Source organism: Pseudomonas sp. MWU16-30323 (assembly GCF_020515595.1).
GTDB classification, from domain to species: Bacteria; Pseudomonadota; Gammaproteobacteria; order Pseudomonadales; family Pseudomonadaceae; genus Aquipseudomonas; species Aquipseudomonas yamanorum.
Map to the genome: position 1 here is coordinate 156389 of NZ_JAIWYM010000009.1, position 16765 is coordinate 173153.

General features: G+C 63.0%; 16 protein-coding genes. 6 read left to right on the top strand and 10 right to left on the bottom strand.

Annotated features, from left to right (window positions below; translation table 11 throughout):
• Positions 1 to 22: 22 nt before the first annotated feature.
• The 8 genes from LIY45_RS13590 to LIY45_RS13625 form a co-directional block, all read right to left on the bottom strand.
• On the bottom strand, positions 23 to 1195 hold the full coding sequence (locus LIY45_RS13590) for a PotD/PotF family extracellular solute-binding protein (RefSeq protein ID WP_063033037.1): 1173 nt from the start codon (positions 1193 to 1195) through the stop codon (positions 23 to 25).
• Complete coding sequence (locus LIY45_RS13595) at positions 1192 to 2166, bottom strand: GTP-binding protein (protein ID WP_017476088.1); 975 nt, start codon at positions 2164 to 2166, stop codon at positions 1192 to 1194. The genes LIY45_RS13590 and LIY45_RS13595 overlap by 4 nt, the downstream gene beginning before the upstream one ends.
• Complete coding sequence (locus tag LIY45_RS13600) at positions 2163 to 2462, bottom strand: hypothetical protein (RefSeq protein WP_017476087.1); 300 nt, start codon at positions 2460 to 2462, stop codon at positions 2163 to 2165. Before LIY45_RS13600 ends, LIY45_RS13595 begins: the two co-directional genes overlap by 4 nt.
• 13 nt (positions 2463 to 2475) lie before the next feature.
• Entirely contained in the window at positions 2476 to 3225 is a 750-nt protein-coding gene (locus tag LIY45_RS13605) for an SDR family NAD(P)-dependent oxidoreductase (RefSeq protein WP_226476628.1), read from the bottom strand.
• Positions 3226 to 3369: 144 nt separating this feature from the next.
• A complete protein-coding gene (locus LIY45_RS13610) occupies positions 3370 to 4131 on the bottom strand; it encodes an SDR family NAD(P)-dependent oxidoreductase (RefSeq protein ID WP_226476629.1) in 762 nt (253 codons plus the stop codon).
• A gap of 11 nt (positions 4132 to 4142) precedes the next feature.
• A complete protein-coding gene (locus LIY45_RS13615; protein ID WP_226476630.1) occupies positions 4143 to 5483 on the bottom strand; it encodes an MFS transporter in 1341 nt (446 codons plus the stop codon).
• 42 nt (positions 5484 to 5525) lie between these two features.
• Entirely contained in the window at positions 5526 to 6404 is an 879-nt protein-coding gene (locus tag LIY45_RS13620) for a polysaccharide deacetylase (RefSeq protein ID WP_003234086.1), read from the bottom strand.
• An 11-nt stretch (positions 6405 to 6415) separates the two neighbouring features.
• Complete coding sequence (locus tag LIY45_RS13625; protein ID WP_226476631.1) at positions 6416 to 7759, bottom strand: amidase; 1344 nt, start codon at positions 7757 to 7759, stop codon at positions 6416 to 6418.
• A 335-nt stretch (positions 7760 to 8094) separates the two neighbouring features.
• Here LIY45_RS13625 and LIY45_RS13630 point away from each other — a divergent pair, with 335 nt between their 5' ends.
• From LIY45_RS13630 to cmoB, 6 genes are all read left to right on the top strand, one after another.
• Complete coding sequence (locus LIY45_RS13630; protein WP_017476082.1) at positions 8095 to 9084, top strand: GntR family transcriptional regulator; 990 nt, start codon at positions 8095 to 8097, stop codon at positions 9082 to 9084.
• Between the two features lie 157 nt (positions 9085 to 9241).
• Positions 9242 to 11662 carry an endopeptidase La gene (gene lon / locus LIY45_RS13635; protein ID WP_226476632.1) on the top strand — a complete coding sequence of 807 codons (2421 nt, stop codon included), beginning with the start codon at positions 9242 to 9244 and terminating at the stop codon, positions 11660 to 11662.
• Between the two features lie 202 nt (positions 11663 to 11864).
• A complete protein-coding gene (locus LIY45_RS13640) occupies positions 11865 to 12257 on the top strand; it encodes a protease inhibitor I42 family protein (RefSeq protein WP_063033042.1) in 393 nt (130 codons plus the stop codon).
• Position 12258: 1 nt separating this feature from the next.
• The gene (locus LIY45_RS13645) at positions 12259 to 12915 is read left to right on the top strand and encodes a lysoplasmalogenase (protein WP_226476633.1); all 657 of its coding nucleotides are present in this window, start codon (positions 12259 to 12261) and stop codon (positions 12913 to 12915) included.
• 36 nt (positions 12916 to 12951) lie between these two features.
• Positions 12952 to 13695 carry a carboxy-S-adenosyl-L-methionine synthase CmoA gene (gene cmoA / locus LIY45_RS13650; protein ID WP_093201534.1) on the top strand — a complete coding sequence of 248 codons (744 nt, stop codon included), beginning with the start codon at positions 12952 to 12954 and terminating at the stop codon, positions 13693 to 13695.
• Entirely contained in the window at positions 13692 to 14648 is a 957-nt protein-coding gene (gene cmoB / locus LIY45_RS13655) for a tRNA 5-methoxyuridine(34)/uridine 5-oxyacetic acid(34) synthase CmoB (protein ID WP_226476634.1), read from the top strand. Before cmoA ends, cmoB begins: the two co-directional genes overlap by 4 nt.
• A gap of 138 nt (positions 14649 to 14786) precedes the next feature.
• Here cmoB and tadA read toward each other — a convergent pair whose 3' ends face one another.
• Positions 14787 to 15278: a tRNA adenosine(34) deaminase TadA gene (tadA, locus tag LIY45_RS13660; RefSeq protein WP_010176928.1), complete on the bottom strand. Its 492-nt coding sequence runs from the start codon at positions 15276 to 15278 to the stop codon at positions 14787 to 14789.
• Complete coding sequence (locus tag LIY45_RS13665; RefSeq protein ID WP_226476635.1) at positions 15278 to 16660, bottom strand: multicopper oxidase family protein; 1383 nt, start codon at positions 16658 to 16660, stop codon at positions 15278 to 15280. Before LIY45_RS13665 ends, tadA begins: the two co-directional genes overlap by 1 nt.
• Between the last annotated feature and the right edge of the window lie 105 nt (positions 16661 to 16765).

Consider the following 16765-nt stretch of genomic DNA (forward strand, 5'->3'; position numbering starts at 1 on the left):
AAATTGGCGACAAGCCTCTGCCTCAGCCACGCGCCCGCATGAAATCCCCCCAGCGCCGCACCAGGTAGTTGTGCTCGTCCATCACCGAGTTCCACACCGCGATATGCCCCATGCGCTGCTCATAGGAGCCCCCGTCGCGCACTTCGCCCACATCAATCAGCGGCAAGCCATCGCTGCCCAACAGCTCCTCCCGCGCGGGCAGGCCAGCGTACCAGTAGTCCCACTCGGCGCTGCTCAGGTGATCACGGCTGCGGGCCGGGTTGCCGATGTAATAACCCTGGCGCGCCATCACCGCACCCGGCCAGCCGGACAGCCACCAGTTGAGGTAGGCATAGGCCGCATCCAGCACCGGGCCCTTGGCATGGCGCGACAGCGACAACCCGCCGAACCACGCGCGGTAGCCTTCACGGGGTACCGCCAAGCGGTATTTGACCCCGGCCCGATGCAAGCGCATCAGGGTCGGTGACCACAGGCTCTGAATGTCGATGCTCGGGCTGAGCATCAATTGCGCCGCCTCTTCGTCATCGGACCAGAACGCCGCGAAGTGCCCTTCCTTCTGCTTGCGCACCAGGATATCCGCCAGCACATCGATCTCTTCGATGCTCATGTTGCCGATGTCCTTGAAGCTCGCGAGACCCGCGCCTTGCACCGCCAGCGCCGCGTCGAGGGCACCGATGGCGGCGTCGCTTTGCAGCGCCGTGCGTGCGCCCCAGGCCGGGTCGAGCAGCCAGCCCCAGCTCTCGTTGGCGCGGTTGAACCCTTCGGGCAAGCGCTCGGGACGGTAGGCGAAACTGTCGGCGTTGTGGGTCAGGGGCAGCATGCTGATGCGTTCGGTCACGGTGCTGCCGAGGCTGCCATCGTGCTGCACGAAAAGGCGCTCGCTGGGCACACTGCCGCTGCCCAGGCGGTCGTTGGCGGACAAACGTCCGCGCTTGGGCAGGTCGTTGATCTCATGCCATAGCGCGATGCGCCGGGTGTCGATCGGCTGGATCGCCCGGGCCGGCCACACGAAATCGACGTTGTGAAACCATTGGTCGTAGAGGTCGTAGCTGTCCGGCTGCATCACCGCGATGCGCTGGGCCTGCTCCACATCGTGCACCTGGTACACCAGACGAATACCCAGCTCTTTTTCCGCTCGCACCCGCAGGCATTCGAGCAAGGTCACCGAGGTACCGAGGACGCGAAGCGTGATCATGCGGCGAACCTTCTGGAGAACACTTCAAAGGAGCGACGCAACAACGCCGGGTCAAGACCGCGCAGGATAAACACCAGGCGTGATTGCCGATCGGTCCCCGGCCAGGCAGGCAGGTGAACCGGGGCATGCAGGCAATGCTGCACGCCATGAATGACGATGGGAGCGTTACTGGCGTTCACGTTGAGCAGTCCTTTGACGCGAAGAATACGTTCGCCGTGGCATCTTAACAGCATCGATAACCAGACCCCGAAGCCGACCCAATCCAGCGGCTGATCGAAGGTCAGGCAGCAGACTTGTGCGGCGCCGTGGTTGGCGGCGGTGGTTTGATGGAGTTTCCAGCGGCTGACTTCGGCAGCGGGTTCGGCGCTGCGCAGCCCTTCGCCAAGCAGCAGCTGTTCACCGCTGTCGATATCGCAGGTATTGAGGATCGGCGTACCGGCGTTCAGTGCCTGCAAGTGCGTGCGCAACGGGCCGCAGTCTTCGACGAGGTCGGTCTTGCTCAACAGCAAGCGATCGGCGGCGGCCACTTGCGCCAGCCATTCCGGGTGCAAGCGCTCTTGCAAAGCGGCGTGGCTGGCGTCCACCAGCGTCACCACCAGCCCGATATGAAAGCGCCCGCGCAGTTGCACGTCGTTATTCAAGGTGGCGAGAATGGGCGCCGGGTCGGCCAGGCCGGTGGTTTCCAGGATCACCCGTTTGAAGGCCGGAATCTCGCCGCGCTCACGGCGCTGCAACAGGCCGAGCAAGGCGTCTTTCAACTCGCCGCGAATCGAACAGCACACGCAGCCGCTGGGCAGCAGTACGGTGTCCGGCGCGACTTCCTCCACCAACAAATGGTCGATGCCGACGTCGCCGAATTCATTGATCAGCAACGCCGTGTCACCAAGGCTTTCGCCTTGCAGCAAGCGCTTGAGCAAGGTGGTCTTGCCGCTGCCGAGGAAGCCGGTGATGACGTTGAGGGCGATGCTCATGGCTGTTGCTCCAGATGATCCAGCAGTCGCGGGTCCAACGGGTCCAGCGGCCGACCGAGCATGGTCTCTGCCGCCCGCCACAGTTGATCCAGGCCGCTGGCCAGTTCCTGTTTGCCGGTGGCACCCAGCAGCAAATAAGACGCGCCCTGGAAGTCTTCAACCTTGAGCCGGAACACCGCCAGCACCTGGTTGATCGCCGCGATGCGGCGCAGGCGTTCGCGGCGACGGGGCAGCTCATCCCCCAGGGGATCGCTCCAGTGCAAATCTTCGCCCAGCAGGCCGCAGAGTCCACACATGCTTAGTGCCCGCTCATGGCATGACATCGCCGGAGTTCGGGCCGAGGGTCTGGCCGACGAACAGATTGCCGCCAGGCTCGCTGGCCAATAACACAGCGGTGGGCGCCACTTCGTCCGCCAGGCCAAAACGGCCCAGCGGCAGCTCGGCGGCCTTGGCGCGTTTCCAGGTGTCGCTGATGCCGCCGACCAACGGCGTCTCAATCGGCCCGGGCGCGATGGCGTTGACCAGGACGTTGTCCTTGGCCACTTCCAGGGCCAGGGATTTGGTGAAGCCGATCACGCCGGCCTTGGCCGCTGCATAGTGCGTCAGCTCGGCGCCGCCCTTGATCCCCAGTTGCGAAGCGACATTGATGATCCGGCCCCAGCGCTGGGCGATCATGTGGGGCAAGGCGCGCTGGCTGGCGACGAAAACGCTGGTGAGGTCGACGCGCAGCATGTCGTTCCACATGTCGAGGGTGAGATCGACACACCGGGCCTGGGTCAGCATGCCGGCGTTGTTGACCAGGATATCGATGCCGCCGTAGTGGGTGACGCAGGCATCGACGCTGGCCTGGGCGCCGTCAACGGTGCCGACGTCGGCCACGCACTCGAGGACTTCGGCGCCGAGGTTACGGCAGGTGATGGCGGTTTCGGCGAGGGTGGCGGCGTCGCGGTCGGCCAGCAACAGGCGCGCACCTTCGACGGCGTAGGCGCGGGCGATGGCGGCGCCGATGCCGCTGCCGGCACCGGTGATCACGGCACGGCGGCTAGAGAGTTGGGGCATTGTTATTCCTCTACGGGTCGAGTGTTACCTGTGGGAGCTGGCTTGCCTGCGATGGCATCACCTCGGTGTTTCTGAAGGACCGAGTTGCCTGCATCGCAGGCAAGCCAGCTCCCACACTTGAATTGCATCAGACTTGAATCCGCATCAATCCGGCCAGCGCACGGTCAAGCCACCATCAATCACAATGCTCTGCCCGGTGAGGTAACTCGATTCCTCACTGGTCAAAAACCGCACCAGGGACGCGACTTCATCCGCCCGCCCTACCCGGCCCAGCGGAATCGCCCGCGCCGCTTTCGCCAGGCCTTCCGGCCCCAGGGAGTTCTTCGCGTCCAGCGACTGCGGCGTCTCGATCAACCCCGGAATCACCGCATTGCAACGAATCCCCAACGACGCCAATTCCACCGCCAGCGACCGACACAACCCCGGCACGCCGGCCTTGGCCGCCGCATAGTGCGCGTGCTCCTGCCAGCCATACACGCCACCGGCAATCGACGAAATCGCCACCAGCGCGCCGCCTTCGTGCATGTGCCGGGTCGCCGCCCGGAAGGTGCGCATCACCCCGGTCAGGTCGACGTTGAGCATCTCGTTCCACAGCGCGTCTGTCATCTCCAGCAGTGGCGCACGGCGCAACAACCCTGCGTTGGCCACCGCGTAATCGAGGCGACCGAAGTGCTGGACCGCCTGCGCCGCCAGGTTATCCACCGACGCGGTATCGCCCACGTCCAATGGCACCATCAGGCATTCACCGCCGGCCTCTTCCACCAGCGCAACCGTGTGATGCGGGTCATGGGGATCGGCCGGGTAATACCCGCCCACCACCGCCACGCCGCTGCGGGCATACGCCACCGCGAGGGCCTGGCCGATGCCGCTGGCGGCACCGGTAATCAATGCAACTTTACGACTCATCAACTGACTCCTTACTGGACGGTTTCCGGACGCACATGGCGCGCGGCAAACATCAACGCACCGGACAGGAAGCACGGCAGCGCGCCGAACCACAGCGCAGCGGTCTGCCAGTCACTGCCGGCCGACAACACTTGGGTCGCGCCAAACCCGGCAACCACCGCACCAATGGGCCCCATGGCATGGATGATCGCGCCGCCGGTGGCCCGGATGCTGGTGGGAAAACTTTCGCTGATGAAAAACAGTGCCGCCGAGTACGGCCCGATCAGGAAGAACAGGCCCAGGCTGTAGAGCCCGACCACCATTGCCATGTTGCTCGGGCCAAACAGCATCCCGGCGAACGACAGCCCACCGAGCATCCAGCCCAGGCCGATGACGTTGCGCCGGCCGATCTTGTCGCCCATCCAGCCGTGGCTGAGGTAGCCGCAGTAACCCACCAGGTTCGACAGCACGAGGATGATCAGCGAGTTCTCGAACGAGATGTGGTGCACGCTGACGATCACCGACGTACCCAACACGCTGAACACCTGGATCGCGGCCCAGTTGAGCAACAGCGCCGCACCAATCACCAAGGTTGCACGGCGGGCCGGGCCACGGAAGGCGGCCTTGAGTCCCGCCTTGCTGTGTTCGTCATAGTCCACGCCGTAGGTCACGGCGACGTTTTGCGCTTCTTTCACCGAGCCGCTTTTGCGCAGCTCGCTGATGCGCTGGTGAATCTGGAACTGCGGGCTCTCCTTGAGCTTGCGCGCCATGACCGCAATCACAACCGCCGGGATCGCCGCAAACACAAAGCAACCCTGCCAACCAATCACCGGCAGCAACAGCGCGGTCAACCCTGCCGCGATCAACGCGCCCACCGGCCAGCCACCTTGCACCAGGCTGTAGATAAAGCCACGGCGCTTGGCCAGTTTCGGGTCGTCCGAGGCGGCGTACAGCTCGCTCAGGTAAGTGGCGTTGACCGTTTCCTCGGCATACCCCAGGCCGCCCAGCGAGCGGATCAGGATCAGCGAAGACTTGCCCCACGCGCCGCCAATGGCGGTCAGTGCCGAGCAGATTGCCGAACCGGCCACGGTGAAAATAATCCCTTTGCGCCGGCCCAGCTTGTCCACGATGGGACCGATGGCCAGCGCGACCACGGCGGTGCCGACCGCCACCCATGTCGCTATCTGCGCTTGCTCCACTTCACCCCAATTAAAGTGCCGCCCGATTTCCGGCAGCAAAGTGCCGAAAAGAATGAAGTCATACACCGCAAACACCCAGGCGAGAAACGCGATCCAGGTGGCGAAACGCACTTCCTTGGGCGTCAGTTGCCGGGGTTTCCAGCCAGTCAGATCAAGCTTGTTGTAGATAGACATGAATCGCGCCTCGGGAGGTTGGCCAGGGTTTAGGTACAGGTGTCAGGTACGCGGTTGGCGGCGGATAAAGTCATCGGCGATTTCGTCGAAGGTGACGAAGCGCACGCCGGCATGGCTCTGGATATGTTCGATCAGCCGCTCAAGCATCAGCAGCACTTGCGGGCGGCCGGAAACGTCGGGGTGGATGGTCATGGTGAACACCGCGTGTTCGTGCTCGCGGTAGACCCAGTCGAACTGGTCGCGCCACATTTCTTCGAGGTGACGCGGGTTGACGAAGCCGTGGCTGTTGGGGGCTTTCTTGATGAACATCATCGGCGGCAGGTCGTCGAGGTACCAGTTGGCCGGGATCTCCACCAGGTCGGTTTCTTCGCCGCGCACCAGGGGTTTCATCCAGGTGTCGGGGTGCTGGCTGTAGTCGATCTTGGTCCAGCTGTCGCCCTTGCGCACGTAGTACGGATGGAAGTCGTTGTGCATCAGGCTGTGATCGTACTTGATGCCTTTTTTCAGCAGCAGTTCGTTGGTGACCTTGCTGAATTCCCACCAGGGTGCGACGTAGCCGGTGGGGCGTTTGCCGGTGACCTGGGTGATCAGTTCGATGGACTTGTCGAGGACGATTTCTTCCTGCTCGGCGGTCATCGCAATCGGGTTTTCGTGGCTGTAGCCGTGCACGCCGATTTCGTGGCCAGCGTCGGCCACCGCCTTCATTTGCTCGGGGAAAGTTTCCATCGAGTGGCCGGGGATAAACCAGGTGGTACGCAAGCCGTAGCGCTCGAACAATTTGAGCAGGCGTGGCGCACCGATTTCACCGGCGAACAGACCACGGGAAATGTCGTCCGGGGAGTCTTCGCCGCCATAGGAACCGAGCCAGCCGGCGACCGCGTCGACGTCGACGCCAAATGCACAGAGGATGTCTTTAGCCATGATGTGTCTCCTTAAAAAGTGAGTGCGGTTTCGACTGACAGCGCGGCCCGAAGCAGGCGCGCGTCTTCGCCGCTGGGGGCGCTGAGCAGCAAACCCGTGGGCAGGCCCAGGGCATCGCGGCCGCTGGGCAGGCTGACGCCGGGCATGTCCAGCAGGCTGCCGGGCATGGTCAGGCGCAGGGTGGCGAGGTTGGTGCTGACGAACAGTTGGTCGTCGGCTTCCAGCGGCGCCAGGGCCGGGGCCACATGGGCCACGGTGGGGGTGATGAGGATCGCGCCGTCGAGTTCGTCGACAAGCTGCCGTTGCAGGCGGCGACGGGCGTCGTACAGCGCCAGCAGTTGGCTGGCCGGCAGCGTGCGGGCCGCTTCAAGGCGACGGCGTACCCGGGGGTCGAGTTGCTCGGCATCAGGGCTGTCGAGCAGGGCTTCGTGGAGGGCGAAGGCTTCGAAAGCGCCAAGCCAGCCTTGGTGCTGGATCAGGTCGAGGGTGGCCTGGAAAGTCTTCGAGGGGCGCAGATCAATCAGTGCGCCGTGCGCCTTCAATTGGTCCACGCAACGTTGCAGGTTGTCGCGCACCGCAGGTTCAACCCGTGCGTCTTCCAGCACACTTTGCTCGACCCGGAACCGCTGGCCATTGAGGCTGCGGGGCTGGCGTGGCGGGCGCTGGTCGCGACCATTGAGCAGGTCGTCGATGGCCAGCGCATCGCGCACGCTGCGGGTCAGCGGGCCGAGGCTGTCGAGGGTGTGAGCCAGGGGGAAAACACCATCGCGGCTGTAGCGCCGGCAACTGCTGCGGTACCCCACCACGCCATTCAGCGCAGCGGGAATACGGATGGAGCCGGCGGTGTCGGTGCCCATGGCGATCGGTACGATGCCTGCCGCCACGGCGACCGCCGAACCCGACGATGAGCCGCCAGGCATCCGTGGCTGATCGACGCTGCTCGGGTTATGCGGCGTGCCGAAATGCGGGTTCAGGCCCAGGCCGGAGTACGCCAGCTCGCTGAGGTTGGTCTTGCCCACGCTGACCATGCCGGCGCGGCACAACAGGCCTACGCTCGGCGCATCCAGCAAGGCGGCTGGCGCGTGGCTGCGATAGGCCGCGCCCGCCGTGGTAATGCTGCCAGCCACATCAAACAGATCTTTCCAGGCCAGGGGCACGCCGTCGAACAGGCTCAACGGCTGGCCCGCACGCCAGCGGGCGGCAGACGCTTCGGCCTCACGGTGGGCGCGCTCGGCAGTCAGGGAGATGAATACGCTGGGGACTTGGCTCGCGTGAGCAAGTGCCTGTTCGAGGGCCTGCACCGGGTCGCTGCGGCCGCTGGCAAAATCCTCGGCCAGTGAAGTGGCGTCTGACATGGGAATGACCTTCTAAAACGTACATATTAATAAAATGTACATTTTACAAAGGCAGCTTTCGTGCCAGTCTCGTAGGCACCGTATTGGGCGCATTCGACGGCTTCGAGCAGATACACGGGCTAGATGGGTTTCAGACATCAAAAGAAATATCGGTTGAGTTCCAATCCTAGCCCACAATGAAATAATGTATCTTTTATTAATAAGTACATTTTGGTGCAAAAAAGTAACAACCCTCCTTTGAAGGCCCCAAAAAAGTGCCACCGACGTGGCGCAGAGTGACAGGCGCAACTATGAGAGAATCCCCGGCCACCGACCCGTTTGCTCCAGAGAACCCGATGAAAGCAGTGTCAGCCTCGGCTTCCCGTTACGCGATGATTCACCAGGTTTTGCGCGACGCCATCACCCACGGCACCGCCCGCCATGGCCTGGTGTTGCTGGAAGCGCCGCTGGCCGAGCTGTTCGGCACCAGCCGGGTGCCGGTGCGCAAAGCCCTGAACCTGTTGCATGACGAAGGGTTGATCTGCCGCTTCGATGGCCGGGGTTACCTGATCAACCCCGACGGCCTGGACATGGAGCCGCTGCGCCTGCCCCTGAGCCATGCGCACCTGGGCCTCAACGGTGAAGATGAGCTGGTGGATACGCGGCCACTGGGGGAGCGGATCGTCGAGGAAATCGGCGCAGCGCTCTCGACCTGCATCGCCTTCGGGCATTACCGCCTCGATGAACAGGCCGCCGCCGAGCACTACAACGTCAGCCGCGCGGTGGTGCGTGAAGCGCTGATGCGCCTGCGGGACCGTGGCCTGGTGGAAAAGGAACCCTATTCCCAATGGCTGGCCGGGCCACTGACCGCCCGGGAAGTCACCGAAGACTACGAACTGCGCGCCTGCCTGGAGCCGGAAGCCCTGCGCCAAAGCGCGCCGAACCTCGACCGCGACCTGCTGCAAGCCATGTTGCAGCGGGTGCTTGATGCGCAAGAGAGCGCCCACTGCAGCCTGGAGGAAATCGAGCAGATCGAGGAAGACCTGCACCAGCACTGCCTGGCGGGCCTGCAAAACCGCAAGATCGCCGCGCTGATCCGCCAGGGCCAGAGCCCGATGATCATCAGCCGGATTTTCTACCGCCTGCTGGGGATTGGCGCCGATCCGGCGATGCTGGCCGAGCACAGGTTGATCCTGGAGCTGTTGCTGCATGGCGCCTTCGACGCCGCCGCGCTGAACCTGCGCGAGCATCTGCAACGGGCTCGGCAGCGGATGTTGCAGCGTTTGAAGGTGCTGTCGGTGCTGCCCGAACAACCTTTACCGGCCTACTTGCACAAACTCAGCTGACGAAATGCAATCGAAAATGTGGGAGCGGGCTTGCTCCCACACTTGTTCAGCGGCGCTCTTGAAAATATTGTGCAATATGTTGCTATCTCACCCCACCCATTGAAACCACGGCTGACCTGCCCCATCTAACTTGCATACTTCCTTATGCAGGTGCCCCATGAGCGACCAGCAAGAATTCCCGGACATCGACCTCAACGACTACGCCGATCCGGAAAACGCTGAACACACTTCCTCCAACACTGGCCTGGCCCTGCCAGGGCAAAACCTGCCCGACAAGGTCTACATCATCCCGATCCACAATCGGCCGTTCTTCCCGGCGCAAGTGTTGCCGGTGATCGTCAATGAAGAGCCCTGGGCCGAAACCCTGGAGCTGGTGAGCAAATCCGACCACCACTCCCTTGCCCTGTTCTTCATGGAAACCCCGCCTGAAGACCCGCGCCACTTCGACACCTCCAGCCTGCCGCTGTACGGCACCCTGGTGAAGGTGCATCACGCCAGCCGCGAAAACGGCAAGCTGCAATTTGTCGCCCAGGGCCTGACCCGCGTGCGGATCAAGACCTGGCTCAAGCACCACCGCCCACCGTACCTGGTGGAAGTCGAATACCCGCACCAGCCGACCCAGCCGACCGATGAGGTCAAGGCCTACGGCATGGCGCTGATCAATGCGATCAAGGAACTGCTGCCGCTCAACCCGCTGTACAGCGAAGAGCTGAAGAACTACCTCAACCGCTTCAGCCCCAACGATCCGTCGCCGCTGACCGACTTCGCCGCCGCCCTCACCTCGGCCACCGGCAATGAGCTGCAGCAAGTGCTGGACTGCGTGCCCATGCTCAAGCGCATGGAGAAAGTCTTGCCGATGCTGCGCAAGGAAGTCGAAGTCGCGCGCCTGCAAAAAGAAATCTCCGCCGAAGTGAACCGCAAGATCGGCGAGCACCAGCGCGAGTTCTTCCTCAAGGAACAACTCAAGGTCATCCAGCAAGAGCTGGGGCTGACCAAGGACGATCGCAGCGCCGACGTCGAGCAGTTCGAACAACGCCTGGTGGACAAGGTACTGCCGGCCCAGGCGCAAAAACGCATCAGCGAAGAAATGAACAAGCTGTCGATCCTGGAAACCGGTTCGCCGGAGTACGCGGTCACCCGCAACTACCTGGACTGGGCCACCTCGGTGCCGTGGGGCGTGTATGGCGAGGACAAACTCGACCTCAAGCACGCCCGCAAAGTACTCGACAAGCACCACGCCGGCCTGGACGACATCAAGAGTCGCATCCTCGAATTCCTCGCGGTGGGCGCCTATAAAGGCGAAGTCGCCGGTTCCATCGTGTTGCTGGTGGGGCCGCCGGGTGTGGGCAAGACCAGTGTCGGCAAATCGATTGCCGAATCCCTCGGCCGGCCGTTCTACCGCTTCAGCGTCGGCGGCATGCGTGACGAGGCCGAGATCAAGGGCCATCGCCGCACCTACATCGGCGCGATGCCGGGCAAGCTGGTGCAAGCCCTCAAAGATGTGGAAGTGATGAACCCGGTGATCATGCTCGACGAGATCGACAAGATGGGCCAGAGCTACCAGGGCGACCCGGCCTCGGCCCTGCTCGAAACCCTCGACCCGGAACAGAACGTCGAATTCCTCGACCATTACCTGGACCTGCGCCTGGACCTGTCCAAAGTGCTGTTCGTGTGCACCGCCAACACCCTGGATTCAATCCCCGGCCCATTGCTGGACCGGATGGAAGTGATTCGCCTGTCGGGCTACATCACCGAAGAAAAGGTTGCGATTGCCAAGCGCCACCTGTGGCCAAAACAGTTGGAAAAAGCCGGCGTGTCGAAAAACAGCCTGTCCATCAGCGACGGTGCACTGCGCGCCTTGATCGACGGCTACGCCCGGGAAGCCGGTGTGCGCCAGCTGGAGAAGCAGCTAGGCAAACTGGTGCGCAAGGCGGTGGTCAAGCTGCTGGATGAGCCGGATTCGGTGATCAAGATCGGCAACAAGGACCTGGAAGCCTCCCTGGGCATGCCGGTGTTCCGTAACGAGCAAGTGCTGTCGGGCACCGGGGTGATTACCGGCCTGGCGTGGACCAGCATGGGCGGCGCGACCCTGCCGATCGAGGCGACGCGCATTCACACACTGAACCGTGGCTTCAAGCTCACCGGGCAACTGGGTGACGTGATGAAGGAATCGGCCGAGATTGCCTACAGCTACATCAGCTCGAACCTGAAGTCGTTTGGCGGTGACCCGAAGTTCTTCGATGAAGCCTTCGTGCACCTGCACGTGCCGGAAGGTGCCACGCCCAAAGACGGCCCGAGCGCGGGCGTGACCATGGCCAGTGCGCTGCTGTCCCTGGCACGTAACCAGCCGCCGAAAAAAGGCGTGGCGATGACCGGTGAGCTGACGTTGACCGGGCATGTACTGCCGATTGGCGGGGTGCGCGAGAAGGTGATTGCGGCGCGGCGCCAGAAGATTCACGAGTTGATTCTGCCGGAGCCTAACCGCGGGAGTTTCGAGGAGCTGCCGGAGTACCTGAAGGAAGGGATGACGGTGCACTTTGCCAAGCGCTTTGCGGATGTGGCGAAGGTGTTGTTCTGACAGTTATGCAGTGCCTGGACTGACGCCATCGCGGGCAAGCCCGGCTCCCACAGGGATCGGTGTTGTGAATGACAACCCGGACAAATGTGGGAGCGGGCTTGCCCGCGATGGCGCCTTTCCTATCAACACAACTTCCTCGCTTGTCACACCTTGTCTCATCTTCGGTTATGCTCGCCCTTCGTCGTCAAACAACGGAGCCTCCATGACCGCTGCCCGCCTGCTTCTCCCCCTGAGTCTTTGCCTGCTCGCCGCCTGCGCCAGTGCGCCGAAGCAAAACGTCACCGTGGAAAAACAGAGCGCCTGCCCGCTGCAACTCAAGACCGGGCAAAACCTGATCCTGACCCTGCCCAGCAATCCCACCACCGGTTACCGCTGGGCCATCCAGGACTCGGCCGGCGGCGTGCTGCGCAGCCTGAGCCCCGAGGTCTACAGCAACACCGAAGGCACCGGCGTGGTCGGCAGTGGCGGTCAATCCACCTGGCGCTTCCAGGCCTTCAACGCCGGCCAGGGCCGCTTGCGCCTTACCTCCCAACAACCCTGGGAGCCGGAAGCAGAGCCGGCCGAAACCTTCGACTGCGCCATTACGGTGAACTGATATGCCATGGATGATCCTTGCGTTGATGGGGGCGGTAACCTTTATCTACGGCCTGAGCACCCACGCCACCCTGCTCTGCCTGTTGGTAAAGCCATTGCCGGTACTGGCGCTGCTGGGCTGGTTGCATGATGCGCCGCCCACCGACTATCGACGCTGGATCAGCCTGGGGCTGATTTTTTCCCTGGTGGGCGATGTGCTGCTGGCCTGGCCCGGCGACCTGTTCATCTTCGGCCTCGGTGCGTTTTTGTTCGCGCACCTGGCGTACCTGAAAGCCTACTTGAGCGACTGCCGCCGCCCGGCCATTTTGCCGCTGGTGTTGGCGCTGGTGGTGGGTGCGATCTTGCTGAGCATCCTGATTTCCCATGGCCTCGGCCCATTGCTGGTGCCGGTGGTGGTGTATGCGCTGGTGATCAGCGCGATGCTGTGGCGAGCGTTGGCCCGATTGGGCAGCGATGTGCCCAAGCGCTCGGCGTACCTGGCGGCGGCAGGCGCCGCGTCGTTCGTGTTCTCCGACACGCTGATCGGCATCAATCGGTTTGTGGTGGCGTTTGAAGCGGCACCATATTTACTGATCGTCAGCTACTGGCTGGGGCAGTGGGGCATTACCGCCTCGGCGTTCCATCAGACAACCCGCGCATCCGAAGACCAACTTGGCTAAAATGCCGGGCTTTCCCCCTTCGTCGCCGGAACAGCCGTGAGCAAAGAACCCGATCGCCTATTCGCCCAGCCCCTGCCCCAGGTGCCGGACTTCGCCTTCAACGAAGACGTGGTGCGGGTTTTCCCGGACATGATCAAGCGCTCGGTGCCCGGTTACCCGACCATCGTCGAGAACCTCGGCGTGCTCGCGGCGCAGTTTGCCCAGCCCAATAGTGTGCTCTACGACCTCGGTTCATCCCTCGGCGCGGTGACCCAGGCCCTGCGCCGTCATGTGCGCACCGACGGTTGTCGGGTGATCGCGGTGGATAACTCGGCGGCGATGGTCGAGCGTTGCCGCGAATACCTCAATGGCCAGGACTCGATGTTCCAGGAGTTGCTGCCAGTGGAGGTGATCGAGGGCGATATCCTCGCGCTGCAATTCCAGCCGGCGTCGGTAGTCGCGTTGAACTTCACCCTGCAATTCATCGCCCCCGAACAACGCCTGGCGTTGCTCTCGCGCATTCGCCAATCGCTGCTGCCGGGCGGCGCGCTGATCCTTTCGGAAAAGCTGCGCTTCAATGACCCGGAAGAACACGCGCTGCTCACCGATTTACACATCGCCTTCAAGCGCGCCAACGGCTACAGCGAACTGGAAATCGCCCAGAAGCGCAGCGCCATCGAAAACGTCATGAAGCCCGACAGCCTCGAAGAACACCGCGAACGCCTGCTGGCGGCCGGGTTCTCGAAAGTCGTGCCGTGGTTCCAGTGTCTTAACTTTGCCTCGTTGATTGCCTTGCCATGATTGATCTGTCGCCCCTCGCCCGCCACCTGGTCGGCACTCCCCTGGCCGTTTGGGCCCAGGGCCTGCAAGCGCAACTCGATGCGAAAATGGAAAAAGGTCATGGCGACCTGGAGCGCTGGCAAAGCGCGCTGGATGCGCTGCCAAAGATCATGCCCAGCGAAATCGACCTGCTCAATGGCCTGGTACTCGACACCGATTGCGACGAAGACACCCGTGCGCAAATGCGCACCGCGCTGATGGGATTGTGCCCGTGGCGCAAGGGGCCGTTCGATCTGTTCGGCGTGCACGTCGACACCGAGTGGCGCTCGGACTGGAAGTGGTCACGGGTCGCGCCGCACCTGGACCTCAAGGGCAAACGCATCCTCGATGTGGGCTGCGGTAACGGCTATTACATGTGGCGCATGCTCGGCGCCGGGGCGGACAGCGTGATTGGCGTCGACCCGAACTGGCTGTTCTTCTGCCAGTTCCAGGCGGTACAGCGTTACCTGTCAGAGCCGAGGGCCTGGCACCTGCCGTTCCCGTTTGAAGACCTGCCGTCGAACATGGAGGGCTTCGATACGGTGTTTTCCATGGGTGTGTTCTACCACCGACGCTCGCCGATCGAGCATTTGCTGGCGCTGAAGGATTGCCTGGTCAAGGGCGGTGAGCTGGTGCTGGAGACGCTGGTGGTTGAAGGCGATCAGCAGCAGGTGCTGGTGCCGGAAGACCGTTACGCGCAGATGCGCAACGTGTGGTTCCTGCCGTCGGTACCGGCGCTGATGCTGTGGCTGCGCCGCGCGGGCTTCAGTGAGGTGCGCTGTGTGGATGTGAGTGTGACCACAGTCGAGGAACAGCGCGGCACGGAGTGGATGAAGTATCAGTCCCTCAGCGACTTCCTGGACCCCGAGGATCACAGCAAGACCATCGAAGGGCTGCCGGCGCCGATGCGGGCGGTGATTGTCGCGAAGAAATAAGACTGCTGTTGTGTTGAAGAAATAAAACTGCTGTTGTGGCGAGGGAGCTTGCTCCCGCTGGAGTGCGCAGCGCTCCCCAGATTTTGGGGCCGCTACGCAGCCCAGCGGGAGCAAGCTCCCTCGCCACAGGGTATCGCGTCAGCCTTTGGCGCGGCGTGCCTTGAAGAACTCGCTCAATACCGTCCCGCACTCTTCAGCCAACACTCCACCTTCATACAGCACCCGATGGTTGAGAAAGCCCTGGGTAAAAAACTGCCCCTGGCTTTGCACAATCCCGGCTTTTGGCTCCAGCGCGCCGTACACCACTCGGGCAATCCGTGAATGCACGATCAGCCCGGCGCACATGCTGCACGGCTCCAGCGTGACGTAGAGCGTGCTGCCCGGCAGCCGGTAATTGCTGACAGCCTGGGCGGCGGCCCGAATCGCGACCATCTCGGCATGCGCACTGGGGTCATTGCCGCTGATGGGGCAGTTGAAGCCACGCCCGATGATTTCTCCGTCCTGTACCAGCACCGCGCCCACCGGCACTTCCCCCAGCGCGGCGCCTTGGGCAGCCAAGGCCAGCGCTTCACGCATGAAGTCCTGGTCGCGGCTGCGGTCGATAATCGCCGTGGGGCGAAACTGGCGCATCACGCCACCTCGATGGCGGCCATCAGGCCGGTTTCCATGTGGTCGATCACATGGCAGTGGAACATCCAGACACCCGGGTTATCCGCCACCAGCGCCACCCGGGCACGTTCGTTCTTGCCCAGCAGGTAGGTGTCGGTGAAGTACGGAATCACCTTGTGGCGGTTCGAGGCGATGACCTTGAAACTCATGCCGTGCAGGTGGATCGGGTGTTGGTACTGAGTCATGTTCTTCAATTCGAAAATGTAGCTCTTGCCCTTTTCCAGCTTGGCAATCGGCCGGTCCGCGCAGGTCTTGTCGGTGATGTCCCAGGCCTGGCCGTTGATCTGCCACAGGCTCGGCGGCTTGCCATTGTCCACGTTCACCGAGACCGATCCCACCCATTCGAAATTGAAGTTGAGTTTCTCGGCATTGGCCAGGTCCGGCTCGGCAATCGGGTTGGCGGGCAGCGCGGGCGGCCACTCGCTGGGCGCGTCGGTGCTGGCCACTGAGCGGAAGGTGCCCAGGCGCACCGGCCCGTTGCGGATCGACAATTCTTCACCGGCGGGAGGTGCCTTGATCGCCAGGCAGATACGCATGCCCGGGCCCAGCCAGTATTCCTTGCCCAACGGGCGCGGCTCCACGGGATTGCCGTCCAGGGCATAGATCTGCGCTTCAACGTCGGGGATGTTGATGCGATAGGTCAGGGTGTTGTCGAGGTTGAGCAGGCGCACGCGGGTGATCTGCCCGGCGGGTAAATCGATCACCGCCTGGGACACGCCGTTGATGGTCGACAAACGCCCGGCAGTACCGCCACGGGCCGCTTCACGCGGAACGCTGAAGGCCACGAAGGCGCCCTCTTCGTCCACGTGCCAGCTTTTCAGGCTCAGGGTGCGTTCGTGCTTGAAACCGGTGGGTTCGCGCTCTTCGATGATCAGCGGGCCCACCAGGCCACGGCCCAGTTCTTCGCTGCTGTTCACGTGAGGGTGATACCAATAGCTGCCGGCATCGGGCACGCGGAATTTGTAGTCGAAGTATTCGCCCGGCAGTACCGGCAGTTGCGAGACGTAAGGCACACCGTCCATTTCCAGCGGCAGGCGAATGCCGTGCCAGTGGATGGTGGTGGCGACCGGCAGGTGGTTGATAAAGCGCACCCGCAGCCATTCACCCTGGCGCACCCGCAACTCGGTACCCGGCGCCGAAGGGCCGAACGCCCAGGCTTGGGTCTTGTGCCCCGGCACCAACTCCACGTCCAACGGCGCGGCGATCAACTCGTAATCGTGCCCCGCCTCAGCCTCGGCGACCTTGCCCAGCCAATAGCGGTAAGCACCACCGGCACCGACGCCCACTACCGCGAGACCGGCAAGACCACCCAGGATTTGTCGACGGGAAAACGATTGGGACACAGCAACCTCACGTATCTGCCGCGGGTCCGAGACCCGCAAAGGGCAGATACCATACACCGGCATCACCTAAACAGTAAGGGTTCGCATTGACACATGTGGGAGCGG